26 protein-coding genes, 1 other RNA gene and 1 pseudogene are annotated in these 24,070 nt (G+C 60.6%); 23 read left to right on the top strand and 5 right to left on the bottom strand.

The annotated features are described in order from the left end of the window. The first annotated feature begins 198 nt into the window (after positions 1-198). The 11 genes and pseudogenes from B2U07_RS10895 to B2U07_RS10845 all read left to right on the top strand — a co-directional run bounded on the left by B2U07_RS10895 (position 199) and on the right by B2U07_RS10845 (position 10,064). Complete coding sequence (locus tag B2U07_RS10895) at positions 199-2,673, top strand: TonB-dependent receptor (protein WP_296276895.1); 2,475 nt, start codon at positions 199-201, stop codon at positions 2,671-2,673. Between the two features lie 264 nt (positions 2,674-2,937). Beyond that, a complete protein-coding gene (locus B2U07_RS10890; RefSeq protein ID WP_275547797.1) occupies positions 2,938-4,851 on the top strand; it encodes a phytase in 1,914 nt (637 codons plus the stop codon). Positions 4,852-4,940: 89 nt separating this feature from the next. After that, positions 4,941-5,657, top strand: a complete 717-nt coding sequence (gene tolQ / locus B2U07_RS10885; protein ID WP_296276893.1) for a protein TolQ — start codon at positions 4,941-4,943, stop codon at positions 5,655-5,657. A gap of 13 nt (positions 5,658-5,670) precedes the next feature. Beyond that, positions 5,671-6,114 (top strand): protein TolR, encoded by a 444-nt coding sequence (gene tolR, locus B2U07_RS10880; RefSeq protein ID WP_275547795.1) that lies wholly within the window; start codon positions 5,671-5,673, stop codon positions 6,112-6,114. Between the two features lies 1 nt (position 6,115). Next, the gene (locus B2U07_RS10875) at positions 6,116-6,934 is read left to right on the top strand and encodes an energy transducer TonB (protein WP_275547794.1); all 819 of its coding nucleotides are present in this window, start codon (positions 6,116-6,118) and stop codon (positions 6,932-6,934) included. A gap of 18 nt (positions 6,935-6,952) precedes the next feature. Next, positions 6,953-7,114 carry a hypothetical protein gene (locus B2U07_RS10870; protein ID WP_275547793.1) on the top strand — a complete coding sequence of 54 codons (162 nt, stop codon included), beginning with the start codon at positions 6,953-6,955 and terminating at the stop codon, positions 7,112-7,114. Positions 7,115-7,195: 81 nt separating this feature from the next. Next, positions 7,196-7,372 (top strand): annotated as a pseudogene (locus B2U07_RS10865) (integrase); the annotation flags it as partial. A gap of 126 nt (positions 7,373-7,498) precedes the next feature. Next, positions 7,499-7,897 (top strand): type II toxin-antitoxin system RelE/ParE family toxin, encoded by a 399-nt coding sequence (locus tag B2U07_RS10860; protein ID WP_419096340.1) that lies wholly within the window; start codon positions 7,499-7,501, stop codon positions 7,895-7,897. Next, positions 7,890-8,222: an XRE family transcriptional regulator gene (locus B2U07_RS10855; RefSeq protein WP_275547792.1), complete on the top strand. Its 333-nt coding sequence runs from the start codon at positions 7,890-7,892 to the stop codon at positions 8,220-8,222. Before B2U07_RS10860 ends, B2U07_RS10855 begins: the two co-directional genes overlap by 8 nt. 427 nt (positions 8,223-8,649) lie before the next feature. Further along, the gene (locus tag B2U07_RS10850; RefSeq protein WP_296276890.1) at positions 8,650-9,597 is read left to right on the top strand and encodes a ParA family protein; all 948 of its coding nucleotides are present in this window, start codon (positions 8,650-8,652) and stop codon (positions 9,595-9,597) included. After that, entirely contained in the window at positions 9,597-10,064 is a 468-nt protein-coding gene (locus B2U07_RS10845; protein WP_156152758.1) for a hypothetical protein, read from the top strand. The genes B2U07_RS10850 and B2U07_RS10845 overlap by 1 nt, the downstream gene beginning before the upstream one ends. Positions 10,065-10,094: 30 nt before the next feature. On the opposite strand, the gene B2U07_RS10840 is transcribed toward B2U07_RS10845, so the two are convergent. Both B2U07_RS10840 and B2U07_RS22950 read right to left on the bottom strand, forming a co-directional pair. Next, a complete protein-coding gene (locus B2U07_RS10840) occupies positions 10,095-10,511 on the bottom strand; it encodes a hypothetical protein (protein WP_296276888.1) in 417 nt (138 codons plus the stop codon). Positions 10,512-10,565: 54 nt separating this feature from the next. Then, positions 10,566-10,991 carry a hypothetical protein gene (locus B2U07_RS22950; RefSeq protein WP_349681758.1) on the bottom strand — a complete coding sequence of 142 codons (426 nt, stop codon included), beginning with the start codon at positions 10,989-10,991 and terminating at the stop codon, positions 10,566-10,568. 15 nt (positions 10,992-11,006) lie between these two features. Here B2U07_RS22950 and B2U07_RS10830 point away from each other — a divergent pair, with 15 nt between their 5' ends. The 8 genes from B2U07_RS10830 to B2U07_RS10795 all read left to right on the top strand — a co-directional run bounded on the left by B2U07_RS10830 (position 11,007) and on the right by B2U07_RS10795 (position 15,897). Beyond that, positions 11,007-11,174, top strand: a complete 168-nt coding sequence (locus B2U07_RS10830; protein WP_419096336.1) for a DNA-binding protein — start codon at positions 11,007-11,009, stop codon at positions 11,172-11,174. Next, positions 11,171-11,335 (top strand): Arc family DNA-binding protein, encoded by a 165-nt coding sequence (locus B2U07_RS10825; RefSeq protein ID WP_074940773.1) that lies wholly within the window; start codon positions 11,171-11,173, stop codon positions 11,333-11,335. The genes B2U07_RS10830 and B2U07_RS10825 overlap by 4 nt, the downstream gene beginning before the upstream one ends. Next, positions 11,332-11,547 (top strand): hypothetical protein, encoded by a 216-nt coding sequence (locus tag B2U07_RS10820; protein WP_296276887.1) that lies wholly within the window; start codon positions 11,332-11,334, stop codon positions 11,545-11,547. The genes B2U07_RS10825 and B2U07_RS10820 overlap by 4 nt, the downstream gene beginning before the upstream one ends. After that, positions 11,540-11,881 (top strand): hypothetical protein, encoded by a 342-nt coding sequence (locus tag B2U07_RS10815; protein ID WP_296276886.1) that lies wholly within the window; start codon positions 11,540-11,542, stop codon positions 11,879-11,881. The genes B2U07_RS10820 and B2U07_RS10815 overlap by 8 nt, the downstream gene beginning before the upstream one ends. Continuing rightward, positions 11,874-12,272: a hypothetical protein gene (locus tag B2U07_RS10810; protein WP_296276885.1), complete on the top strand. Its 399-nt coding sequence runs from the start codon at positions 11,874-11,876 to the stop codon at positions 12,270-12,272. The genes B2U07_RS10815 and B2U07_RS10810 overlap by 8 nt, the downstream gene beginning before the upstream one ends. A 481-nt stretch (positions 12,273-12,753) precedes the next feature. Beyond that, positions 12,754-14,001, top strand: a complete 1,248-nt coding sequence (locus tag B2U07_RS10805; protein ID WP_296276948.1) for a hypothetical protein — start codon at positions 12,754-12,756, stop codon at positions 13,999-14,001. Continuing rightward, the gene (locus B2U07_RS10800) at positions 13,998-14,996 is read left to right on the top strand and encodes a phage integrase (RefSeq protein WP_275547015.1); all 999 of its coding nucleotides are present in this window, start codon (positions 13,998-14,000) and stop codon (positions 14,994-14,996) included. Before B2U07_RS10805 ends, B2U07_RS10800 begins: the two co-directional genes overlap by 4 nt. Before the next feature lie 214 nt (positions 14,997-15,210). Beyond that, on the top strand, positions 15,211-15,897 hold the full coding sequence (locus B2U07_RS10795; protein WP_275547002.1) for an NYN domain-containing protein: 687 nt from the start codon (positions 15,211-15,213) through the stop codon (positions 15,895-15,897). 99 nt (positions 15,898-15,996) lie between these two features. On the opposite strand, the gene ssrA is transcribed toward B2U07_RS10795, so the two are convergent. Then, positions 15,997-16,353, bottom strand: a transfer-messenger RNA (tmRNA) gene (ssrA, locus tag B2U07_RS10790). 129 nt (positions 16,354-16,482) lie between these two features. Between ssrA and B2U07_RS10785 the strand changes: the two genes are divergently transcribed. Next, a complete protein-coding gene (locus B2U07_RS10785) occupies positions 16,483-19,398 on the top strand; it encodes an ATP-binding protein (protein WP_275546972.1) in 2,916 nt (971 codons plus the stop codon). Positions 19,399-19,419: 21 nt separating this feature from the next. Here the strand turns inward: B2U07_RS10785 and B2U07_RS10780 are convergent, their stop codons facing one another. Beyond that, positions 19,420-19,665, bottom strand: a complete 246-nt coding sequence (locus tag B2U07_RS10780) for a hypothetical protein (protein WP_275546971.1) — start codon at positions 19,663-19,665, stop codon at positions 19,420-19,422. Positions 19,666-19,871: 206 nt separating this feature from the next. Here B2U07_RS10780 and B2U07_RS10775 point away from each other — a divergent pair, with 206 nt between their 5' ends. After that, positions 19,872-20,453: an NADAR family protein gene (locus B2U07_RS10775; protein WP_275546970.1), complete on the top strand. Its 582-nt coding sequence runs from the start codon at positions 19,872-19,874 to the stop codon at positions 20,451-20,453. 48 nt (positions 20,454-20,501) lie between these two features. Here the strand turns inward: B2U07_RS10775 and B2U07_RS10770 are convergent, their stop codons facing one another. Beyond that, positions 20,502-22,355: a DUF4105 domain-containing protein gene (locus B2U07_RS10770; protein WP_275546969.1), complete on the bottom strand. Its 1,854-nt coding sequence runs from the start codon at positions 22,353-22,355 to the stop codon at positions 20,502-20,504. A gap of 150 nt (positions 22,356-22,505) precedes the next feature. On the opposite strand from B2U07_RS10770, the gene B2U07_RS10765 reads away from it, so the two are divergent. Further along, complete coding sequence (locus B2U07_RS10765) at positions 22,506-23,021, top strand: sigma-70 family RNA polymerase sigma factor (protein ID WP_275546968.1); 516 nt, start codon at positions 22,506-22,508, stop codon at positions 23,019-23,021. Beyond that, positions 23,008-23,973 carry a DUF4880 domain-containing protein gene (locus tag B2U07_RS10760; RefSeq protein ID WP_275546967.1) on the top strand — a complete coding sequence of 322 codons (966 nt, stop codon included), beginning with the start codon at positions 23,008-23,010 and terminating at the stop codon, positions 23,971-23,973. Before B2U07_RS10765 ends, B2U07_RS10760 begins: the two co-directional genes overlap by 14 nt. Positions 23,974-24,070 lie beyond the last annotated feature (97 nt).

The raw sequence follows: 24,070 nt of genomic DNA, 5'->3' as shown, positions 1-24,070 counted from the left end.
GCCGGATGAAATGGGGCTGGAGTATCTGTTCCCGGCATGCCGGGGAGGTCAATTCAGCTCAAAACACTCGGTCGACGGCCGTAAAACCATGCTTTCAAGGCTTAGGCCGGCGCCCCTGTCACGCAAGTGCCACAAAGGATTTCTAGCTTTCGCTGCCATTGCCTGGTGTTGCCAGGGTCATCGAACGAGGGAGTCAAGGTGGCAAAGCCATTCCGTCATAGCCGCAATATCGGTTTTCGCGTCAGCCTGCTGACCATCGCCATCAGCGCCGCGCCGGCCTGGGCAGAAGAAGTGATCGAGCGCGTCGAGGTGATCGGCCAGGCCGCCAGCATCGACAAGGCGCTGCGTGAGCAGAAGAGCGCCGACAGTATCAAGAGCGTGGTGCACGCCGACGGCGTCGGCCAGTTGCCGGACGACAACGCCGCCGAAGCCCTGCAGCGCATTCCGGGCCTGTCGGTGGAGCGCGACCAGGGCGAAGGACGCTTCGTCAGCGTGCGCGGCATTGCCCCGGATCTCAATAGCGTGACCATCAACGGCACCCTGGTGCCGGCACCGGAAAGCGACCGCCGCGCGGTGGCGCTGGACGTGCTGCCCGCCGAGCTGGTGCAGTCGCTGTCGGTGGTCAAGAGCCTGACCCCGGACATGGACGCCAACTCCCTGGGCGGTACCATCGAGGTGGAAAGCCTTTCGGCCTTTGACCACGACGGCCTGTTCTACTCCCTGTCCGGCGAAGGCAGCCACGACACCAACGTCAGCAAGAACAGCCCCAAGTTCTCCGGCGCCATCAGCGACCGTTTCAGCCTGGGCGACGGCACCGACAACTTCGGCGTAGCGGCAGCGTTCAGCTGGCAGAAACGCAAGTTCGGCTCGGAGAACGTCGAGACCGGCGGCGCCTGGGATTTCGACGACGGCGCGCGCCTGGAGGAGGTCGAGCAGCGTGATTACGAAATTACCCGTGAGCGTACCGGCTTTGGCCTGAACTTCGACTACCAGCCCGACGATTACTCCAACTATTACCTGCGCACCCTGTACAGCAAGTTCAAGGACACCGAGACGCGCAACGCCGCGGGTGTCGAGTTTGCCGATGCCCAGGCTTCGGGCGAACGCGGCGACGCTGAAGGCTGGCGCGAACTGAAGTCGCGTCAGGACACCCAGGAGATCCAGTCCTATGTAATCGGCGGCGAACGCATGATCGACCTGTGGACCATCAGCGGCCAGGCCGGCTACAGCCAGGCCACTGAGAGGGATCCAGGCGGCATCGCCGGGGCGAAGTTCGTCGGCGATTTCACCGATGTCGGCTTCGACGGCACGCGCAAGCCGTACCTGAGCGTGGGCAGCGGGTTCTACGACCCGGCCTCCTTCGAACTCGACGAAGTGGAATGGGAGAAGGTCAGCGGCAAGGACAAGGAAAAGAACATCCGTCTGGACCTGGCTCGCGACTACGACCTCAAAGGCAACGCCGCCCAGGTCAAATTCGGCGGCAAGCTTAGCCGCCGCGACAAGACCAGCGACACCGAGGTGTGGGTCTACGACGACTTCAGCGGCATCGATCTGGAAGGCCTGCAGAGCGGCAACGTCGACTATTCCCTGGGCAACTTCGGCAACGGCATCAGCGCCGGCGCCATCAAGAACCTGATCGGCGGCCTGGATCGCAGCGAGTTCTACGACGAGGAAAATTCGCGCATCAACGACTTCGACATGCGTGAGGACATCAACGCGGCCTACCTGATGAACACCCTGGATGTAGACGATTGGCGCTTCATCGCCGGCCTGCGTTACGAGGGCACCGAGTTCGAGGCCAAGGGCACCGGCCTGCGTGATGGCGTCTACGAGGACAGTCACAGCAAGAATCGCTACGACCACTGGCTGCCCGGGTTGCATGCGCGTTACCAGATTTCGCCGTCAACCGCCGTGCGCGCCGCCTGGACCAACACCGTGGTGCGCCCGACCTTTGGCCAGTTGGCGCCGGGCTTCGCCATCGACGGTGACGACGCCTCGTTCGGCAACCCCGACCTCAAACCGCTGGAGTCGATGAACCTTGATCTCGGCATCGAGCACTACATGGGCCGTGCCGGCGTGGTCTCGGGCTTCCTGTTCTACAAGGACATCGACAACTTCATCTACAACACCGACCTCGCCGGCAGCGGTATCTGGGCAGATTTCGACGAGGCGCTGAGCTTCGAGAACGGCAGCGGCGCCAAGCTCTATGGCATGGAGCTGGCCTACTCGCAGAAATTCGATTGGCTGCCGGCGCCGTGGAACGGTGTGCTGCTGGGCGCCAACCTGACCCTGAGCAGATCTGACGCGACCATCGAGGGGCAGGGCGCCAAGCGCTCCATCGACCTGCCGAATCAGTCCGACACCGTCGGCAATTTCATGGTCGGTTGGGAAAACGATCGCTTCAACTTTCGCGTCGCGGCCAACTACAAGTCCAGCTACCTGTACGAGATCAGCTCGGTCGAGGACAAGCGCCACGACCTGTACGTCGATGATCAGCTGTTCGTCGATTTCAAGGCCGGCTACTTCATCACCCCCGAACTGCAGCTGACCTTCGAGGCGCAGAACATCACCGACGAGTCCTACTACGTCTACACCGGGCGCCGCAGCTACAACGCCCAGTACGAGGAATACGGCCCGACCTACAAGGTTGGCCTGACCCTTACCCACTTCTGACGGCGGGGTTTTGAACTCACGCTCCTTAAGCGCCAGGGATTGGCGATTGAAAGATAGAAGCTGCCGGTTGGCTGAATGATTGTTGTAGGAGGGGCTTTAGCCGCTAGCTTTTGCTGCCCGGATGAAAGCTCGCGGCTGAAGCCCCTCCCACATGATCGCCGCCATATCGCAGGCAAATTTTGAAAAATCGCAAACCTGTATCCGGACCCGGAACAAATTTCAGGTCACTGCAACCAGGCAATTGATCCAGGAAATTCTCAATCTATGCGACTGTTCAATCTGTCCCCGCTGGGTCTCTGCGTTGCCTTGGCCGCTTGCCAGGGCAAACAAGCGCAGCAGGCTGTTTCTGTGACACCGGCGCTGACCCTCAGCAAGACGCTTATCGCCAGCGAAAGCACGCAGTGGCTGGCGCCGCTGGCCTTTCTCGCCGACGCCCAGCGCCTGCAGGTGACGCGCAGCGGTTTGCAGGTAATCGGTGGCGACGGCCAGGTGCTCAGCGAGCTGCCGGGCCGTTTCGAAACCCTCGATCACCGTGCCGATGCCGACGGGGTGCTGGTTGCCAGCCTCGACCGCAAACGCCAACAGGCGCTGCTGACGCGCTTCGACTCCGCACAGCAGTGGAGCGCGCCGCGTTATCTACCGAAAACCCGTTTCGCCATCGAAGGCCTGTGCCTGTACCGCGACAGCGCGCGTAACGACTTTCTGTTCCTGGTGGGCGAAGAGGGCATCGGCGAGCAGTGGCTGGTGGCCGAGCAGGGCCGCCCGCTGGCCCAACCGCACCTAGTACGTGCCCTGAGCCTGCCGCCGGAGAGCGGTTTCTGTCAGGTCGATGACCGCAGCAACAGCCTGTACGTGAACGAAGAAAACGTCGGCCTGTGGCGCTATGACGCCGGCGCCGAAGCGCCGCTGGTGCGTGAGCCGGTGGAGCTGGTCGCACCCTTCGGCGAGCTGCTCGAGACGGCCGCTGGGATGGCCGTGTTGCCGGATGCGCTGCTGCTGGTCGATGCCGCTGCTGCCAACCTGCATCTGTACCAGCGCAGCGCCTCGCAGTGGCAGCGTGCCGGTGTGCTGAGTCTAGAAGACCTCGATGAGCCGGAGCAGGTCAGCGCCCGCGCGACGTCGCAGGGCCTCGAACTGCTGCTGGTCGACGACGCTGGCGCACGCAGCGCATCACTGAACTGGACACCTCAGCGCACCGAGCCACAGCCTACCATCCCAGTGCTCGCGCCCCTGGTACAGACCGATGGCGTGCCCAGCCTTGGCGATGCGGCGGACGACCCGGCGATCTGGATCGACCGCGTGCACCCCGAACGCAGCCGTGTGCTGGGCACCGACAAGAAGGGCGGCCTGCTCGCCTACGACCTGGCCGGCAAGCAGGTGCAGAGCCTACGCGTCGGTCGCCTGAACAATGTCGATGTGCGCCCCGGCTTCCAGCTGGGCGAGCGCCAGGTCGATCTGGCCGTGGCCAGCAACCGCGATCACAACAGCCTGCATCTGTTCGCCATCGATCCACTCAGCGGCGTGCTCGCCGACATCGGCCAGATCGCCACGCCGCTGGAGGAAATCTACGGTCTGTGCCTGTTCAAGGATCGTCAGGGCGCCATCCATGCCATCGCCAACGACAAGGACGGCAGCTTTCTGCAGTACCGCCTGGGCAGCGTGAACGGCAAGGCCAGCGGCCAACTGGTGCGCCGCTTCAAGACCGAAACCCAGCCCGAGGGCTGCGTGGCCGACGACCGCAACGAGCGGCTGTATATCGGTGAGGAAGACGTTGCGGTGTGGGCGCTGGATGCGCGCGCCGAGGCGCCGACCACCTTCGATCAGGTGATCGCCGTCGGTGGCCCGGTCAAGGACGACATCGAAGGCCTGGCGCTCTACCACGGCGAGCAGCGCGACTACCTGGTGATCTCCAGCCAGGGCAACGACAGCTACGTGGTGGTCGAGGCGCAGGCGCCGTACCGGCTGCGCGGCAGTTTTCGCATCGGCCTGAACGCCGCGCTGGGTATCGACGGCGCATCGGAGACCGATGGCCTGGACGTCACCTCGGCCAACCTCGGCGGGCCCTGGAGCGCCGGCCTGCTGGTGGTGCAGGACGGCCGCAAGCGCATGCCCGAAGGCAACCAGAACTACAAATACGTGCCCTGGACGGCGGTCGCCGCTGCGCTGGGCCTGGAGTGAGACGAACGGCGTTGCGCCTGTCATCAGTGCGCAACGTGCTGGTCTTCCAATGTGAGCCCTGGGGCTCGAGCAATTGAAGGAAATCCGTGATGCAAAACCAAGCCCACCTCGAACACATGACCGTCTGGGGCCTGATCGCCGAAGCCAGCATCGTCGTGCAGGCCGTGATGCTCTGCCTGGTGCTGGCCTCGCTGGTCAGCTGGTACCTGATCGTCCAGCGTGGCGCCGTGCTGCGCCGCAGCGAGCAACTGGCCAAGGCCTTTCTCAAGCGCTTTCGCACCGACGAGATCGGTGGCCTGTACCGCGAAGGTAGCCAGCAGGAGTTGCCGGCCGATGCCGCCCTGCAACGCATCTTCCTGGCCGGCTACCAGAGCTTCAGCCAGTTGCAGCCCCATGCCGGCAACAGCCCGGAAAGCGTGCTCGACGGTGTCGAGCGCAGCCTGGCGGTGGCCATCGCCGAGCAGGAAGAGCGCCTGGAGAAAGGCCTGCCATTTCTCGCCACGGTCGGCTCGGTCAGCCCTTACATCGGTCTGTTCGGCACCGTGTGGGGGATCATGAATTCCTTCCTGGGCCTGTCCCAGGTGCAGCAGGCCACATTGTCCACCGTAGCCCCGGGCATCGCCGAAGCGCTGATCGCCACCGCCATCGGCCTGTTCGCGGCGATTCCCGCGGTGATTGCCTACAACCGCTTCTCGGCACGTAGCCAGACGCTGATCGCCCGCTACTACGCCTTCGGCAACGAGTTGCAAGGGCGCCTGCACCGTCGCCTGAACGGCGCGGCGCCGAGCATGGCCGCGGCAGCCTGAGGAGGAGAGCGCAATGCTGGTTCGACCGACGCACAAGCACGGCCTGAAGGCCGAGATGAACGTGGTGCCCTACATCGACGTGATGCTGGTGCTGCTGGTGATCTTCATGGTCACCGCGCCGATGCTGGTTCAGGGCGTACAGATCGAGCTGCCCAAAGTGGCCGCCGAGGCGCTGCCGACGCCAGGCGAGCAGCGTATCGTCACCCTGTCGGTGAAGGAGGACGGCAGCTTCTACTGGAACCTGGGCAGCGAGGTGAACGTCGAGGCGCAGACCGACAGCGCGGTGAACAAGGATGAGATGCGCGAGAAAATTGCTGCCCTGGTCGCCGCCAGCCCTGAGACACAGGTGTACGTGCGCGCCGACCAGAACGCCGACTATGCGTCGGTGGTGGCTGGCATCGCCGAACTGCAGCGTGGCGGTGTCAGCCGCCTGGGCCTAATTACCGAGGCGCCCTGAGATGAACGGTCTGACTCTAGAGATGCCCGCGTCCCGTCTCGTCTGGCCGGCCTGGCGTGAACACGGCTTCGCCCTCGGTGTGGCGCTGGCCCTGCATGCCGGCCTGGCTTACCTGTTGCTCAACCTGTCCCACCCGACGCCGATGCCGGCACCAGTTTCTGCGGTGCTCACCACCCAGTTGATCACCCTGCCGGTGCCAGTGGTGCCGCCAGCTCCCGTACCGGCGCTTGCCGAGCCGCCAGCGCCTGTTCCAGTGCAGGAACCTGAACCGGTGGTCCAGGCGCCGGTGGTCGAGCAGGCCGATCTCGCCTTCAAGCGGGTGGAACAGGAACGTCAGGAAAAAGCCCGCCAGGTGGAGCGCGAACGCCAGCAGCGTGAGAAAGTGCTACGCGACGAACGTCTGGCCCGTGAGGAGCAGCAACGGCAAGCGCTGAAGGAACAGCAACTGGCCCAGGCCCGCCAGGCCGAGGCTGAGCGCCTGGCTGCAGCCGAACGGCAGGCGGCGGCGAATGCGGCAGCCGCGGCTGCACGTGCCGAGGCGGAGGCCGCCAGCCGTCAGTACCTGCCCATCGCCAAGCAGGCGCCGGATTATCCCGCGCGCGCTTTGGAGCGCAAGATCGAGGGCGAATGCACCGTGGCCTACACGGTCAATGCCGCCGGCCGGGTGGAAGACCCGCAGGTGGTGGGCACCTGCCACCCCATGTTCGTCAAACCCTCGCTGGCGGCTGCCAGGACCTTTCGCTACCAGCCCCGGGTGGTCAATGGCCAGGCGGTGGCCGTGGCCAATGTGAAGAACACCTTCAGCTATCGGATTCAGTGAGTGTCTATGGCGCCTTGTATGGATATTGGTGGCGCTCATCGAGGCGCGGCAGCGTTCTGTAAGTCCTCGCAGACTGTCGTGCTCGCCGGGCTGCTGGAGGAAATTCGGCATGGCTGGAATACCCGGCATGGCGAGGTGATCACCCTGATCCGTCTGGCCACCGATGCTCGAAGAGGCTGAGCCGACCGGCCTGCGCAATGGCGTGATCACCTCCAGCGGAACCAGAAACGGCATGGTTCGTTCGGCGCCAGTCATTGCAGCTTGAGGAAGGTCGTCAGGTACTGGCACCAACACGGCCAGCCAAACTCGGCCATCACATCGTTCCGCCGTGCCCTGGCCAGGACGATCATCCGCATACCAAAAGGCCAGGCCGCCCACGCCCTGCGACACACCTTTGCCAGCCACTTCATCCAGAACGGCGGCAACATCCTCACCCTGCAGAAAATCCTGGGTCGCTCCAACCTGGCCATGACGATGCGCTATGCGCACCTGGCGTCGGATCATCTCTGCAGGTCGCGGTACTCTTTGGCCCGCTCAGGTCTCTATAATGTGGGTATTCCATTGATGGAATATTCCTTTGAGGTTATATTTTTTACCGTGACTTGGGATATCGAATACACCGACGAGTTCGGTGAGTGGTGGGAAAGCTTGTCTGTTGAGGAGCAGGAGTCTGTTGCGGTGTCAGTCCAGCTCCTGGAGGCGCGGGGCCCGTCACTTGGCTTTCCGCACAGCAGCGGAATCAATGGCTCTCGTCACGGCCACATGCGGGAGCTGAGGACGCAGCACGAAGGCCGACCCTATAGAACCCTGTATGCATTCGATCTCAGGCGTTCGGCTATTTTGCTGATCGGTGGCGACAATACTGGTGATGATCGTTGGTATGACATCAACGTTCCGCTGTCTGATCGACTGTATGACGAACATCTGGAACAGCTTCGAAAGGAGCGCTTGATAGATGGCTAAGAAATTTGCAGAGCTACGCGCAAAAATGGCGCCTGAGGCTCAGGCTAGGGTAGAGGCCAAAGCCCAGGAGCTGCTTGCAGAGATGCTGCTTAATGAGCTGCGCCAGGCTCGTGGGTTGTCACAGAAGGTGCTGGCTGAGGTGCTGCATGTACAGCAGCCATCCATTGCCAAGATGGAAAAGCGTACTGACATGTACATTTCCACTTTGCGTAGCCACATCGAAGCCATGGGTGGTCAGTTGGATGTCATTGCCCGGTTTCCCGATGGTTCAGTGAAGATCAGCAATTTTTCAGATATCGAAAGCGATCCCCTCCAGCAGGCCTAACACTTCGACACCTTTTCGACACCCCAAAGAAAAACCCCTGACTTTCTCTAGGAAAATCAGGGGTTTATTTGGTGGAGCCGGGGGGATTTGAACCCGTGTCGAGGCTTCTGCATTGTCCTGCTGTAGCTCGCTTCCCCAAGCAATTCGGCCTGTTGCCGTCTTCGCTATGACGCATTGATCTGCTGTGCCTTGCTGTGTCTGTGACATTTTTTAGGCAGGATCGGGCAAATCGAACCTCTGCTCCGTCTCCCTCGCTCAGCACTGCTCACAGAGCTGTGTAATTTGAATGCTTTTCATTTCCTTAATTTCAGAGTTGAACAGTTTGTCAAGCATTACCTTTGTATTTCTTCTTCAGTAGCCATGGAAAATGTTATGGTGGCACTTGGCCTTGTGCCGTAATCATATTTCTAGGATGGGGATGCATCGGATGGCTAAGAAAATTTCAATTATCAATTTTAAAGGTGGAGTTGGTAAGTCTACCCTGGCTTTTCATCTGGCCACGTATCTCGCTACAACTAAAAAAGTTCTGCTCGTAGATGTTGATCACCAATCGAGTCTGTCATTAGTTTTAATGGGGGATGTTCTTTGGCAGAAGGCTGTTAGTGATCGTTTAACAGTGAACTCAGTATTTGAGTCATTTTGTAATCGGAAAGTCAGTATGCCTGGGCGAGAAATAATTCATCCTTCTATTATGATGCAACGACGCCCCGGTCGTAAAAGCTTATATCCTAATCTAGATTTAGTTCCTGCTCAATTTGAACTTGATGATACTGAAATTGAGATGGCGTCAACAACAATGGGCTCGCCAGTGATATCGGAATGGCATAAAAGAACGTTGATGTCTGAGTGGCTTGATGCTATTGATGCAGATAATGAATATGACTATGTTATATTTGATTGTCCGCCGGCAACTAAGCTTGTTAGTCAGAATGCATTGGCGGCTAGTGATTACTACGTCGTTCCTGTTGTTCCTGATATTATGTCAAGCCGGGGTGTTACCCACTTCCAAGTTCTTGTTGATGCTAAAATTGACAAGAAGTTGGAATTCTTAAGAGCTTCTGCAGGTGTTGCGTCTAAAGACGTTCCTGCATCGTATAGACCCGTAACCAAAATGGCCGCCATTGTGCCGTTTCTGGCAAAGCGTGCGGGTAATTCATTGTCTGGCTTTACCAATATTCATACGGAACAGTTGACCGCATTGCGCGCCCGGTGGGGTACCAATATAATCAATACAGTTGTGAGTAGCTTGACTGGCGTTCCGGAGGCTGTTGATCAAGGTCTACCGCTCTGGGCTGCCCACTCTAGCGCTAATAGAGACCTTGCGCTTCCTATGATGGAGAGCGCATGTAAAGAGATTATTGCGAGGTTCGTCTAGTGTCACAGCAAGGTGAAGGTCTATCTGAACGGCACAAGAAAATTATATCTATCCTGGAGTGTAATTTTAAGTATCTTGTGTCTTTGGGGGTTGATCCTGGAACTCTTCGTGATTATAAGGCATTGCTGTCGAGCTTGCATTCCATGCATCTTGGGCAGTTAAGTGATATGTATTTGAATACCGGTAAGATGCGTGGTGGTAAAAGTGCAAGACCTCAGCTTCCTGATGTTGGCGCATTAACTCTGGAAGAAATTAGGTCTAAGCTTGCCTCGCCTAAGGTTTCTAGAGATCTCTTGGAGAAAATAGCTCGTGATCGCTTTGGGTTGAGTAAGGGAGCAGTTTCGTCGTTGAGGAATAAAGAGGCTCTAATTGATAAGTTGGAGTCGTCGCTTTCAAATGAAGCTTCTCATGATGTCATTGCAAAAGTAGTTGTTAGTTCTGCTTCTAATAAAGAAACAGATAGCTAGGTAAAGATTACCTTCTTTGAGGGTTGATATTTACCATGATTTAGTTATCTCGCCTTTTGAACACCCGATTACATCATCATCAATGGTGTAATCGGATTTTAGGCACTCTTGGATCGGACGGGGCTTGCAGTCGACTTTGCAGCGTTTCGATTCCACGATTGCTGCGTGCTTCCGCTTCATGGTTTCGTCGTGGGCGATCTGCTCTTCGATCTTTCTCTTTTCTAGGTAGGTCTTGGCGCCTGGAGCCATTGCGCCTCCGTTCTCTGCAAAGCCGCGCATCATCCTGTCGCTCAAGTCCTGGTGCATGGGCTTGATGATGAGGTCGGTTATGGCCTTGCTTGCCGAGTCTATGACGTCGCTTTGAGTGGGGTCTTTAGGCTCGGCAACTGCGCTCAGGGTGGCTAGCGCGATAAGTGCAATTCCTGCTGCTCTAATGGTCTTCTTCATCGTCAGAGTCCTTTCTGCGGGCATACCAGCGCCTAGCTGCTTCCTGGGTGATCGCTATCCCGCGTTGGGTTGGCTCAAGTTTCGGTTGGCTTCGTCATAGGCCGGGCTTGTCTGGCCGATCTCCGGCGCAGTCTTCCCGCTAGCCAGCCATAGGGCGTACTGGGGGTAAATCTTAACCAGTACGTCGATCTCGTCTGCGCTTACGCGTACAGCGCCCTTGCTGACGTTTCTCCAGCGCTCGTAATCCCCGCCTTGTTCGCTTGCTTTCTTCGGGCCTACCAGCTTGATCAATACGCGTGCTCTATCGGCTGCGCTTTCCATATAGAAAATATTTCCTGAGTAGTAATTGCTCCATCGTGGGGGATGGGTAACAATCACTCCATGGGTAGCTATTACCCATTTCGTTGGTTGCTTATCAATGCCGAACATAGTGGAACAAAGCTTATGGATACGGAAGGTCTTGACCCCCAAAAGCTGCACGGTGCCCCACCTTTGATGCCCTGGCAGAAGTTCGCCGAGTGGATCGGCATGGGCGACGAACCCATCGTGGTACGCACCTGGGTAGAACGTAACTACCTGCCTTCGCAGAAGGTCGGCAAACGCACCATGGTCAACGTGGCGTTGCTGACCCGACAGCTACTGGAACAGGAGTGGACGCTGTGAGCCGAACAGACCCGCAATTCAAGCTGCGCGTACCGCCCGAGCTGCGCGCCAAGATCGAACAGTCCGCCTTCGCCTCGCGCCGTTCGATGAACTCGGAAGTCGTGATTCGCCTGGAAGCGAGCTACGCCCAGGACAAAGCCGCCAAGGAGGGCAACCAATGACCGCCACTAACGAAAGCCTCGATCTGTGCAGCGTCAAGACCTTCGCCGAGCTAAGCGGCGTAACGGTCGAAGAGGTCATCAACTGGGTAGACAGCCAGACCATCCCGAGCATGAGGCTGGCCGACTTCCGCATGGTCAATCTTGCCCGTCTCCGCGCCGATCTGGAGAAGGGTAAAACCGAGTTCAAGGAAGGGGACTACGCCCATGTCTAGCCCGACTCTGACCTTCGACCCTATCACCGCTATCGGCTACATCGGCCAGACCGTTCTTGTGGAGCTGGTATGGGAGGGAGACCCGGAACCTATCTGGCGTTTCAAACATATCGTTGGGGTGGTAGTGCCAGTCCAGGGCGTCAACGAAGTGGGGTACTTCTTGACCCTCCCTGTTATCGGCAGCGCTGATTTTCCGGATGAAATCTACTTCGACAGCATCCACACCATTCGAGCTGTCCGTGACCGTCACGCTTCCGCTAAGGTGCTGGGTTGCCTGCCGCTGCCGCACCTGTTCCAGAGCCAAGCCAAGGAAGGGGAGTGCAGCCATGCGTAAGCCACGTATCCAGCTCGATGCTGCTACTGCGCTGAGCTATGTCGGCAAGACCGTACTGGTCGAAACCGCCTGGGACGCTGAGCCGGAATCCTTCTGGCAATGCATCCAGATTGTCGGCGTGCTGATCCCGACCCCGGATATGCAAGGCGCCCCGTGCTTTCTGGGCGTCGAACTCAGCTCCAGCACGCGCAACCCGAACGAGTTCTACTTCGACGACATTTGCTCTATCAGGGCGATGCGGTACCGCGACCGGCATGGTTCCGGCAACGTACTGGGCCGCATGACCCTGACCCATTCCGCCGATGGTTCCGGGTCAGGGGCCGCGCTCCCGGCTCGTCGGAACAGCTCCACCGTTCCGGCGAACGGAAGCACGGGCGCAGCGAACCCTTGACCCCACGCCATGAGAACGAGCCTGACCACGGGGGAGTGGGGCAGCTTCACCGCCCCGCGCTCCCGAGCCCTCGGCGGCAAGAGTGGGATGACAAGGGCAAAGCCCTTGGTGTTGATCTTCAACACCCGCCAGTGCCGCACAACCTCCACGTCTGATCCTGGGCGTTCCCGCCTGCATCTGCTCCCGCCCACACCTGAAACCCTGCCGGGTTTTCTCGCGCTGATCCTCTACCTGCTGCTGTCCGCCTGGGGAAATAACTGGGTCTCGATGATGAGCCCAGGAAGTCCCTCGCCGAGCGCCTGGACAGTGACAGACGAAGGATGCGGGCCGGCGGTGGGGTTGCGTGCGAGGCACGAGCGCGGGTGCGCGCCGCCGGCCCGCTGACGCCCCTGTAACACGTCAGAAAGTAAGACGAAAACTTCCGCAGTAATCAGCAATAGGTGACTGAGTGAAAAAGCCAAAAGACTTCCTGAGACTCGACATGCTGGCACGTGAAGACGTGAACGGTCGGCTGTTCGTAGACCCAGGCAACGCCCGTATCGTTGACCTGTCGAAAGTCCGCCTGCTGCACTGTGGCGTCGATACCGTCCGCCAGTTGTACCGTGGCCTGCTCCGGCCGGAGCTGCTGTGCCTGTTCGACAAACCCGGCACCATCGTCGACTTCGCGGGAGAGCGCTGGCATGCAGGTCGTGTGAGCAAGGATTCTGGTTACCAGTACAAGCTCCAGAACGCCGACCTGGGCTTCGTGCTGCTGCTCAAGAACTACAACGCCAAAGTCGAGAGCATCGGCCCACACCTGAAAATCGAAGTGTCACCCCATGCCATCGACAGCCTGTCGCCCGAGCGCCTCCAGGCCCGCATGGATTTCTATGCCGAGCAGATCCTTACCAACATCGAACGCAACCAATGCGCGGTCCATCTCGCCCTGGATGTTCAAGGCTGGCAACCGCCCGCTGATCTGGTCGCCCGCATGCACTGCCGCGCCCGATCCGCCCGCGATATCTCCGGCATCAAGGAAATTACCTGGGAGACCAAGAGCAGCGTCTACGGCCGCGGCGAAACCTACATGTTCGGCTCTGCTGGTGGCGTCCAGCTGGCGATTTACAACAAGACCGAGCAGGCCAAGGCCACGGACAAGCTCGACTACTGGGAAAGCGTCTGGCGACGACGTGACAGCTTCGACGAAGGCGACCCGGACAACTACAACCGGGATCAGACCGTTTGGCGTATCGAGCTGCGTTACCACCATTCGGTGATCCAGCAATTCGCCTCCGGCTCCGTCGATCTGCACACCGGCAACGCCATCGACACCAACAGCTATGCCGCCTTCACGCCTCATTTGGACGGCCTTTGGCGCTACGGTATGCAGCAGTTCAAGTTGCTGGCTCGCCCTGGCTACTACGAACCCATCTGGACCCTGCTACGTGAAGACGCCCGCGTCGATCTGCCGGTCGATTCTCTGCTCGATGACACTGAGTACAAGCGCAACTACAAAACGTCTCGGGGCTTCTCCGGCAAGAACGTGGAACTGTTCCTGGGAAACTTCGTAAGCCTGCTGGCACGGGAGCGAGTGGGCGCTAGGAGAGGGTTTCACCGCCTCAAGGATTGGGAATGCTGGCCGGTGATTCGTGACCACTACGCCTCCAAGGGCATGGATGAGGATGGGCTGTACAAGCACCTCAAGAACATCCTGGAGGAACGGCACGTCAGGTGGGGCAGGGCAGTATGACCGTCAAAAAGCAGCCTGATGGCCGATGGCTCGCAGACGTTCAGCCGATCCGTGGCCAGCGCTTCCGCAAGCTGTTCAAGACCAAGGCAGAAGCCTTGCGCTATGAGCAGTACATCACCGCCAACAAGGCCGCTGACCCAGCCTGGAACCCCAAGGCCCAGGATCGCCGCCGACTCTCGGAGCTGGTGGGTCTGTGGTTCGATCTGCACGGCCACATGCTCAAGGATGGTGAGCGCAGAAAGGCCAAGCTCGATGCCCTGTGCGTTCGTCTACGCGACCCCATCGCGATGAAGCTCGACCCGGCCACATACGCCCATGATCGCCGCTTGCGGGCAGAAGCCGGCATCACACCCAAGACGCTGAACAATGAACTCGGATATATCCGGGCAGTGTTCAACGAGCTGCGAGGCCTCGGCCAGATCGATTACGCCAATCCCCTGGAGCTGATGAAGCCTTACAAGATCGAAGAGCGAGAACTGTCCTGGCTGACCCAGGAACAGATAGCCGATCTGCTGACCGCGATTAGCGAAGGCTGCGACAACCCGCATGTCGAACCTATCGTGCTGCTCTGTCTGGCTACTGGTGCTCGATGGTCAGAGGCGGAAGGCCTCACACCGTCCAGGCTGCGCAATGGCGCCGTGACGTACAGCAAGACGAAATCCAGCAAGGTACGCACCGTGCCGATCCAGCCCGAGCTGGAAGCGTTCATACGTGATCACTGGAAGCGTCACGGCCAGTTCACCGGCGCTATCACGTCGTTCCGCCGAGCGTTGAGCCGATCCGGCATCGTGCTGCCGAAAGGGCAGGCCAGCCACGCACTCCGGCACACCTTCGCCAGCCACTTCATGCAGAAGGGCGGGAACATCCTCACGCTACAGAAAATCCTGGGTCACTCCAGCTTGGCTATGACCATGCGCTATGCGCACTTGGCACCGGAGCATTTGGCTGAGGCGGTGAGATTGAATCCGTTGGCGGATGTGTTTTCCCGTGTCTAGCACGGGGTTTCATAATGGTTCGGGCTTGAGTGCTCATCCCGGTATATTCCTCTATATCCCGGTATATCCCACTTTGGCCCTTGTCTCCTTTGCAGTACGTCGGCATACTGCACTCACGACTCAACCCTTGGCGGGCCGATTCAGTTCAGCCTTAGCCTCGGGTGAAGAAACCGGCCCATAAAGCCGGTTTTTTCGTTTCTAGGGATAGGGCATTGTGCGTACAGCTTTCTTCGTAGACGGCTACAACCTCTATTACGGCGTCCTGCATGGCTCCGACCACAAGTGGTTGGATTTGACTGCCTTGTTGAGCACCGTCCTTCACGTCCAGGATCCCGCCTCAGTGGTGGCATCGGTCGACTACTTTACCTCTCCTGTGATCGCTCGCCTTGCCACCCGTGGCCAGGCTTCGAATGATGCTCAGCATCGATACATTCGTGCCCTGCAAGCTAGAGGCGTTGCGGTTACCCTGGGGAATCATCGTCTCGCCAAAGGTTATGCGCCGCGGTTCGTCGAGGGGCAGAAAGCCTCCCGGCAGGATCAGGTCGCCGTCTGGCAGCTTGAGGAAAAAGAGACTGATGTGAACATTGCCCTGGGTATGTACCGGGCGGCCTGTCGTGCTGATCAGCTCCAGATTAGCCAGATTGTTCTGGTTTCCGGGGATACTGACTTGGCACCGGCTCTCGCCGCTATCCGCCAGGATTTTCCGCATATCCGCCTCGGCGTGATCCTTCCTCATCGGATGGAAGACAGGGCGCTTGTGCGTAATCCTCCTGGCTCTCTCAAGGCCCATGTGGACTGGGTGCGCGCCTATATCACAGAGGCGGAGTTGTCCGCTTGCCAGTTGCCGGTGAAGGTTCCGCTGCTCAGGAAACCAGCCATCGTCAAGCCGGATTATTGGTAGCCCGATCCTGCTGTGACACTTTCGGGACATTCGCTGCCCCTGAAAACACAAAACCCCTGAAATTCTCTAGGAAAATCAGGGGTTTATGCTTGCTTCAATTGGTGGAGCCGGGGGGATTTGAACCCCCGTCCGCCAGCTCTCCGCTATTGGTTCTACATGCTTAGCCATCTCTACTGAGTTAACTCCGCGCCGCCCGAGTGGCAGGGTGCTTGGAGCGAGCTGCATGAGTTTTAGCCGTTACGTCTGCAGCGAACTTGGCGGCGATCCTGTTCTATATGACTGACCAGATCTTCGGGTTTACAGGCATCCCCTAGGGTCAGCTGGCGCCCTTAGGCGGCCAGAGCGTAGTTGTCGTCGTTGGCAACTATGAAATTGTGGCAGCGGATTTACGAGAACTGTCACCTACTCGGCATGCCCCTCAAGTTTCGCTACCGGCGTCGAATCCTAATCGGCCCCAAAACTTTCGTGGTTACAGCTAGGACGCGGAGTCTACGCCAAAGGTTCCTCAGCGTCGACTGCGGATTCCGTCTCGGGACGCTATGATGGCCCTTCGCGTCTGCCCGCGACCTCTGAAAAGGAGCCGTAATGCCGAGTTCTAGCCGCTACCCCCTGCGTCAGTGGATCTGGCGAGCGTTCGTGCAAAGCGCGCTGATCCCGCTGATTCTCGTGGAGTCGGTGTTGATCGCGGTGTATCTGTTGAGTAACCAGGCGATCCGTGACGCGCAGGTCGAGCATCTGCAGGAAACGGCGGTGAAGGATCTGGCCAGCGCCGCGCTGCGTGAAGGGCAGATCATCGATGGCCGTTTACGCTCCATCGAGTCGTTGGTGCAGGTCTTCCGCGATGAGACACATGAGGCCTTGCTCGACTCTCGCTTCCAGGCGGACGAGCTCGAGCGCCAGCGTCATGCGAAGACTGAAAGCGGCGTTTTCTACACGCGCAGCGATGACGGCCGTGCGGCGTCCTTCTATGCCAACAGCACGCCTCTGGCGCAGCAGGATCACGCAAAAGTCATGCGCCTGTCGCAGATCGACCCGCTGATGCGTTCGATCCAGCAGGCCAATCCGCTGGTGGCTGCGCTGTATTTCAATACCTGGGACAGCTACAACCGCATCTACCCCTGGTTCGATACGCCCGCGCAGTATCCCCATGACATGGTGATACCCGATTACAACTTCTATTACCTCGCCGATGCCCAGCACAACCCGCAGCGACAGGTGATGTGGACCGAAGTTTACCTCGACCCGGCCGGCCTCGGTTGGATGCTATCGGCCATCGCCCCGGTATATCGCGATGATTTTCTCGAAGGGGTGGTCGGCCTCGATGTGACCGTAGGCCAGGTATTGGGCGAGATCGCCGAGCTCAACGTGCCGTGGCACGGCTATGCGATGCTGGTCAGTCATGACCACAACATCATGGCGCTGCCCAAGGCCGGGGAACTGGATTTTGGTCTGCGCGAGCTGACCCAGTATTCCTACGATGAGGCCGTGCGCCGTGAGGTGCTCAAACCCGAGGACTTCAATCTGGCCAAGCGCGAAGGCATGGCGCCGTTGCTGCAGGCGATGAACGAGGGCAACGGTAATGTGCAGGAAGTGCTGCTGGGCGGACGCAAGCAACTGGTGGCCTGGAGCGAGATTCCGCAGACCGGCTGGCGCTTGCTGCTGGTGGTGGACGAGGAGCAGATCTTCCACGACACCAACCAGCTGGCCGAGCGCTACCTGCACATCGGCTACCTGCTGATCGCCGGCCTGGCAGCGTTCTATCTGTTGTTCTTCGCCCTGATGTGGCTGCGTTCGCGCCACCTGAGCAACCAGTTGGCCGAGCCCATCGACGGCATCGTCGACATGGCCACCAGCCTGGGGCAGGGCGAGTACTCGCCAACGGTGCCGGACAGCCACATTGCCGAGGTCAGCCGCCTGGCCGAGGCGGTGCAGCAGGCTGGCAAACAACTCCAGGCCAGCGAACATGAGCGGCAGGAGACGCAAAGCATCCTGCAACTGGTGCTGGATAGCACCACCGAAAGCCTCTGGCAGATCGACACGCGTGATCTCACCATCGATCTCAGCGAGCGCTTCGTACGGCGTTTCGGCCTGGGTGCGAGACACCTGACGCTGAGCGAATTCAACCAGCGCGTGCACCCCGATGACCTGGAGCGCCTGCGCCACCTGCGCAAGCTGTTCGCCGACAATGGCGAGGAGTATTTCGACGCCGAGTATCGCTATCTCGATTGCCGCGGCGAGTACCTGTGGCTGCTTAGCCGAGGCAAGGTCCTGTTGCGTGACGAGAGTGGCTGGCCGCTGCGCATCGCCGGCACCCACGTCGATATCACCCGCCTCAAGCAGGTGGAGGACGAGCTGCGTCACGCCAGCCTCGAAGCGCTTGCCGCCAGCCAGGCCAAGAGCCGCTTCCTGTCGAGCATGAGTCACGAGCTGCGCACGCCGCTCAACGCGATCCATGGCTTCGCCCAGCTGATCGAGATGGAAGTACAGGACAAGCACGACGCGAAACTGGAGAGCGACTACTCACGCGAAATCGTCAATGCCAGTCGTCATCTCACCTCATTGGTGGACGACATTCTCGACCTGTCGAGCATCGAGAGCCGGCGCCAGCAGCTGCAGTTCCAGCCGATCGAGATCGGCGCGTTGCTCAGCGGTTGTGCCGAGCTGGTGCAGCCCGAGGTGCAACACAAACAGCTGCAACTGCAGGTGATGGAGGCAGCCGACCCGCCCTTGTTCGTGCAAGGCGATCCACGGCGGGTGCGGCAGATCCTGCTCAACCTGCTGTCCAACGCGATCAAGTACAACAGCCCGCGCGGCACGATCCGCATGGGCTACGAGGTGCGTGCCGACTGCGTGCGGCTGTGGGTCGACGATACCGGACCGGGCCTGTCGAGCGAGCAATTGGCGCAGCTGTTCCAGCCATTCCAGCGTCTGGGGCGTGAGAGCTCGAACATTCCCGGCACCGGTATAGGACTGGTGCTGTGTCGTGAACTGGCCACGCTGATGGATGGCGAGATCGGCGTGCGTAGCGAGCCCGGCGTGGGCAGTCGCTTCTGGCTCGACATACCCAGTGCCGCCAGCCCTGAAGGCCCTCACGACGAAGCCGTCGATGTGCCGGCGCAAGCTGCGCGCAGCCTGGTGCAGGTGTTGTGCGTGGAGGATCACCCGGCCTGCATGAAGATGCTCCAGGCCTCGCTGCGCGATTTCGCCGAGGTTCACGGCGTGAGTTCCTGCCAGCGGGCGCTGGTCGAATTGCAGAACAGCGAGCCAGCGCTGGTGGTGCTGGATATCGACCTGCCCGATGGCGATGGCCTGGCAGTGCTCGACGCCATGCGTGCCGAGCCGCGTTTACGCGATGTGCCGGTGCTGGTGATCAGCGCGGTGGCCGACGCTCGCCTGTTCGAAGACGCCAGGGCGCGTGGCGCCAGTGCCTGCCTGAGCAAGCCGGTGGATCTGCAGGAGGTCAGGCAGGTGGCGCTGGGCCTGCTCTACAGCGGTTTCTGAGCAGGCCCGCGCGGCCTGCATTTACTCGCTGGCTGACAGCAGGTCCAGCGCTTCGCCGAGGACCTTGACCGACTCGCCGTGATCGCCAGCCTTGTGCAGCGCTTCGCCCTCGGCGCGCAGCTCCTTGACCTTGGCCAGCACCTCGGGATCGGAGGGCGGATCGCTTTGCAGCAACGCGTCGATCTTGGCCATGTCCTGTGGGCAGTGCATGGCCCACAGCGGCAGGCTGATCAGGGCAGCGGCGAGAAACATGAGTGTGCGACGCATGATGGCTCTCCTGAAACGGGCAGCGGGAATTTCAGTATAGGAGCATCCTGTGTTTGCGTTTCCTGCCCGCGGGTCAGCGCTTATCGCGGCGGCTAGTGGAAGGCTTCAGGCAGCAACCGATGGCGGCGGGGTGCACCGGTATGCAGCGGCCGGCGGCACGCTTCAGTATGCTGTGCGGCATGATTCAACCCATGCAAGGAATGCGTATGAACCTGCCCATGACCGTCGAGCAACTGCAGCAGGCCTGCGCCGCTGGCGATCGCTTCGACTATCTGTATTTCTGGGGGCACAGCCGTGCGGCCGGCGCGCCGGTTGGCAAGAGTTGTCTGAGCCAATGGTATCCCTCGGCCTTCACTCTCGACGGAATCAACTACGCCACCGCCGAGCACTACATGATGGCCGGCAAGGCCCGGTTATTCGAGGATGCTGAGGCGCTGGAGCGTGTTCTGGCTGCGCACACGCCGAATGAAGTCAAGGCGATTGGCCGGCAAATCCGCGGCTTCGATGAGGCGCTCTGGCGTGAAAACCGTGAAGCCGTCGTCTTCGAAGGCAATCTCGGCAAGTTCTCGCAAGACCCCGAGCTGGCGCGATACCTGTTGGGGACCGCGCCGCGTGTACTGGTCGAGGCCAGCCCTGTCGATCCCGTCTGGGGTATCGGTCTGGCGGAGGGCGACCCGAACGCTCACACCCCGGCCTCCTGGCGTGGCCTCAACCTGCTGGGCTTCGCCCTGATGCAGGTGCGCGAGTGCTTGTTGAACGAACCCGGGCGCCTGCCGCGCGAGGCTTGAGCGAGCCGCCAGCGACTCGTGACCAGCAGCCGCTGAGCACTAATACGATCAGTAGTGATACCAGCGCAGCTCCAGTTTCACTTCGTTGACCGGGCTGGCCAGTTGGCTGAATTCACGCTGGGCGCTCAGGCGCAGGCCGAGGTTACGTGACACTTCCCACTGCTGGTTGAGCGACAGGCGCCGGCGCACTTCGCCGTTGTGGAAGTAGTCGCCGGCAGCCTCCAGCGTCAGGTTACCCAACGGGTTGCGCCACAGTAGCCCGCTGTTGAAGCCGAGTGCCGGAGAGACGACGGCGGCAAAGTCCTCGTTGTATTCCAGGCGCGCGGTGCCGAGGGCGAAGCCGAGCACGTCGTCGTGCAACTGCCAGGTGGCGCCGGCGCCACCGCTGATATGACCGACCAGCTGGCTGTCGCCGTCTTCGCCGAGTACTCGCTCCAGGCCGCCGCCAACCTGCCAGGACAGCGGCTGGAGCAGGGCGTTGCGCGGTGTCAGCGAGCGAATATTGGCCAGATCCAGGCGCTGCAGCTGCCAGTGGTTGTTCTCGTACTGGCGCAGCTTGAGCTGGAGGATCTCGATCTGCGCGCCCAATGGGAAGCCATCGAGATTGTCGTTCAGGTCGTGATAGGCCATGCGCAGGCCGTACTCGGCAAAGGCACGATCATCACGGCTGCCGCCGGCCAGTTGCCAGGTGCGCGATTCGTGGCCTTCCTCGGGCAGCAGTGGGCGCTCCACCTCCCGCGGTGGCGGCGGGTTGCGGTTGATCGCGCCGAGTAGCTGGAAGCTGCGCTGGGCGTTGCTGCTGCGTTCTTCGTCATTGGCGTGATAGCGCACCAGGCGGAATGCCGCATCCTGAATCAGTGCGCGACGCTCGACCGGGAGGGCGAGAAAATCGGTGTTGTCGAGCTGAGTCGGGTCTTCGCTCAGGCGCAGTACCCAGGTCTGTTCGTCGCTCTCCAGCGGTTCGGCGCGCGCCAGCAGCTCGCGCTCGCGTGATGGGCGATAGTCGATGCGTTCCACCAGCCCGGCGTCCTTGACCGCGCGCACGGTGTCGGTGGGGATGGCAGTGAGCGGGAAGTGCTCGGTCAGTTCGATACCCGGGCGGGCGATTTCCAACAGCTCCAGCAGGCGGTAGGAGCAGTTCTCGTCGAAGAAGAAGTAATCGAAGCGGATCTGCTTGAGCTCCCAGACGTGCTCGACCATGCGCGCGGTTTCTTCCTGCGTCAGGTTCAACCGGTATTCCCACAGGTCGCGGTTCTCCAGGCGGTTATATTCGCTGAGCTTCTCGCGGTAAGGCACCAGGGCGAACAGGCCCGGGTAGCCGCCCATCAGCCCGCGCCAGGCGTAAAGGATGCTGTTGTCGTTGCCTTCGATGAAGGCGCCGAAGTTCAGCGCATAGCTCAGCAGCGCAGTGTTGTGGCTGTCGATGTCGGGCTGGTCGATGCGCAGCAGGGTGTGGCCGAACATCGATGAGGGGCTGTTCAGATAGGCGGCCGGGAACACCAGCACCGTGCTGTGCGGATTGACGTCGGCGATCCAGTTTCGATACTCGGCGCAGTCCGGGTTGGGCAGGTCATTGAGTTGCAACTGGGCCTTGAGCCAGCGGGTGCGCGCCGGGTAGATGCATTGCGGGTGACGGTCGCCCAGTTCGGCGGGTTGATACAGGGCCTCGAGGGTTGCCTGCAGTTCAGCGGCCGGGTCGCTGTCGCCATTTTTGGCGAGGAAGAAGTCGTCGTCATCGACATAGCTGCGCCAGCCGCCGAGCTTGCCGGTTTCGTAGTGGCCGAGTGCGATCCAGTAAGGATCGGCGGCGAGTTGTTCGACCGTGGCGGCGTGCAGGGGAAGGGCGAGGCTTAGTGCGAGGACGGCGAATATCCGTTTCAAGGTCGCTGTTCTTCTGGTCATGGCGATGGCCGAGCTTTGGCCAAGCCAGGCGCGGATGTCAAGGTATGAGGGGCCGTGCAGGTGGACGTATCGCACCGTGGCGGGATTGCTGCGAAGGGGGCGAAAGGAATAACATGAGAATTCCTATCAATTGCGTCTTTGCCTTCCCGTATGTCCAGCGATACATCAGGCCTTTCCCCCTCCGTCGATCAGCTTTATCGCGAACATCAGTCCTGGTTGCACAGTTGGCTCAGCCGCCGGGTGGGCTGTCGGGACAATGCCTCGGATCTGGCGCAGGACGTGTTCGTGCGTCTGCTGCGCAGCGAGATGCCGGTAACGCTGCTCAATCCGCGTGCCTATCTGGGCCGTATCGCCCGCGGGCTGATGATCGATCAGTACCGACGTCGCGCATTGGAGCAGGCCTATTTGGAGAGCATTGCCCATCTGGGCGAGGGCGAGGCGCCTTCGGAGGAAGAACGCCTGCAACTGCTCGACACGCTGGAGGCACTGGATTGTCTGCTCGACAGGCTCAAGCCGCGGGTGCGTCAGGCTTTTCTGCTGGCCCAACTGGATGGTCTGACCTGCTTGCAGATCGCCGAGCAGCTTGGCGTATCGCGCGCCACTGTCGAGCGCGACCTGGCCAAGGCCCTGCACGCCTGCTATCGCTTCAGCCATGAACAGGACTGACCCGCCGCTTGATGCCGCGGTGCTCGAGGCTGGCATCCAGTGGCTGGTACGGATGCGCTTCGACGTGCCCGATGCCGCCACCGTGGAACGGTTCGAGCGCTGGCTGGGCGAATCTCCCGAGCATGAGCGCGCCTGGCAGAGCGTGACCCAGGCCGGCGAGCGCTTCGCCAATCTGCCGCCGGCCCTGAGCCGTCGAACACTGGGCGGCGTGCGCGAGCGCATGAGTCGTCGGCAGAGCCTCAAGATGCTCGGGTTGTTCGCGGCTTCCGGCGCGCTGCTCTGGCAGGCGCGCGAGCATACGCCGCTCCCCGGGTTGATGGCGCAGTACCGCAGCGATGTGGGCGAGCGGCGTCTGGTCGAGCTTGGCGAGGGTAGCCGTATCCACATGAACAGCGACAGCGCCTTCGATTCCGCTTTCGATGGGCAGTCCTGGCGTATTCGGCTGTATCGCGGTGAATTGCTGGTGGAGGTCGCAGGCGAGGATCGGCGGCCGCTTTGGGTCATGGGGCGCGACGGCCAGGTGCGGGGCCAGGCGTCGCGTTTCCTGCTGAACCAGCACCACAGCGGGTTCAGCACCCTGGCCGTGAGGGATGGAGAGGTGAGCCTGTTCGGCGATCCGCAAACGACTGCAGTTGCGCGCGTCGCGGCGGGCGAGCAGGTGCGCTTCGACGCCGATGGTGTGCGCCCGGCATTGAGCGATGGCCTGGACCCGTGGGCCTGGACCGATGGAGTGATCCGCGCTGCTGACATGCGCCTAGACGCCTTTCTGAGCGAGCTGTCGCGGCATCGGCGCGGCCTGCTGGTATGTCGCGACGAGGTCGCGCACCTGCGCGTATCCGGTACCTACCAACTGGACGATACCCGGCAGATCCTGGGGCTGCTGGCACTGGCGCTGCCGGTGCGGGTGGACTGCCGAACCGATTACTGGGTGACCGTCAGCGCAAGGGCCTGAGCCTTACCTGCAATGCTGTTCACTTGATTTACGATCAAGTGCAATCCGTCTCCTCGCCCCTCTCCACTAGGCGTGCCCCCAAGAAATGGGAGAGGGG

Origin of the sequence: Pseudomonas sp. UBA7530 (assembly GCF_002479365.1) — a bacterium.
In the GTDB taxonomy this organism is placed as follows: Bacteria; Pseudomonadota; Gammaproteobacteria; order Pseudomonadales; family Pseudomonadaceae; genus Aquipseudomonas.
The sequence above is the reverse complement of the archived record's forward strand: the minus strand, read 5'-3'. Positions and strand labels throughout refer to the sequence as shown.

Coding starts and splice junctions, on each gene's coding strand:
- B2U07_RS10890 (WP_275547797.1), top strand. CDS start 2,938: ATGCGACTGTTCAATCTGTCCCCGCTGGGTCTCTGCGTTGCCTTGGCC.
- tolQ (WP_296276893.1), top strand. CDS start 4,941: ATGCAAAACCAAGCCCACCTCGAACACATGACCGTCTGGGGCCTGATC.
- tolR (WP_275547795.1), top strand. CDS start 5,671: ATGCTGGTTCGACCGACGCACAAGCACGGCCTGAAGGCCGAGATGAAC.
- B2U07_RS10875 (WP_275547794.1), top strand. CDS start 6,116: ATGAACGGTCTGACTCTAGAGATGCCCGCGTCCCGTCTCGTCTGGCCG.
- B2U07_RS10870 (WP_275547793.1), top strand. CDS start 6,953: ATGGATATTGGTGGCGCTCATCGAGGCGCGGCAGCGTTCTGTAAGTCC.
- B2U07_RS10860 (WP_419096340.1), top strand. CDS start 7,499: ATGGAATATTCCTTTGAGGTTATATTTTTTACCGTGACTTGGGATATC.
- B2U07_RS10855 (WP_275547792.1), top strand. CDS start 7,890: ATGGCTAAGAAATTTGCAGAGCTACGCGCAAAAATGGCGCCTGAGGCT.
- B2U07_RS10850 (WP_296276890.1), top strand. CDS start 8,650: ATGGCTAAGAAAATTTCAATTATCAATTTTAAAGGTGGAGTTGGTAAG.
- B2U07_RS10840 (WP_296276888.1), bottom strand. CDS start 10,511: ATGAAGAAGACCATTAGAGCAGCAGGAATTGCACTTATCGCGCTAGCC.
- B2U07_RS10830 (WP_419096336.1), top strand. CDS start 11,007: ATGCCCTGGCAGAAGTTCGCCGAGTGGATCGGCATGGGCGACGAACCC.
- B2U07_RS10820 (WP_296276887.1), top strand. CDS start 11,332: ATGACCGCCACTAACGAAAGCCTCGATCTGTGCAGCGTCAAGACCTTC.
- B2U07_RS10815 (WP_296276886.1), top strand. CDS start 11,540: ATGTCTAGCCCGACTCTGACCTTCGACCCTATCACCGCTATCGGCTAC.
- B2U07_RS10810 (WP_296276885.1), top strand. CDS start 11,874: ATGCGTAAGCCACGTATCCAGCTCGATGCTGCTACTGCGCTGAGCTAT.
- B2U07_RS10805 (WP_296276948.1), top strand. CDS start 12,754: ATGCTGGCACGTGAAGACGTGAACGGTCGGCTGTTCGTAGACCCAGGC.
- B2U07_RS10800 (WP_275547015.1), top strand. CDS start 13,998: ATGACCGTCAAAAAGCAGCCTGATGGCCGATGGCTCGCAGACGTTCAG.
- B2U07_RS10785 (WP_275546972.1), top strand. CDS start 16,483: ATGCCGAGTTCTAGCCGCTACCCCCTGCGTCAGTGGATCTGGCGAGCG.
- B2U07_RS10780 (WP_275546971.1), bottom strand. CDS start 19,665: ATGCGTCGCACACTCATGTTTCTCGCCGCTGCCCTGATCAGCCTGCCG.
- B2U07_RS10775 (WP_275546970.1), top strand. CDS start 19,872: ATGAACCTGCCCATGACCGTCGAGCAACTGCAGCAGGCCTGCGCCGCT.
- B2U07_RS10770 (WP_275546969.1), bottom strand. CDS start 22,355: ATGACCAGAAGAACAGCGACCTTGAAACGGATATTCGCCGTCCTCGCA.
- B2U07_RS10765 (WP_275546968.1), top strand. CDS start 22,506: ATGTCCAGCGATACATCAGGCCTTTCCCCCTCCGTCGATCAGCTTTAT.
- B2U07_RS10760 (WP_275546967.1), top strand. CDS start 23,008: ATGAACAGGACTGACCCGCCGCTTGATGCCGCGGTGCTCGAGGCTGGC.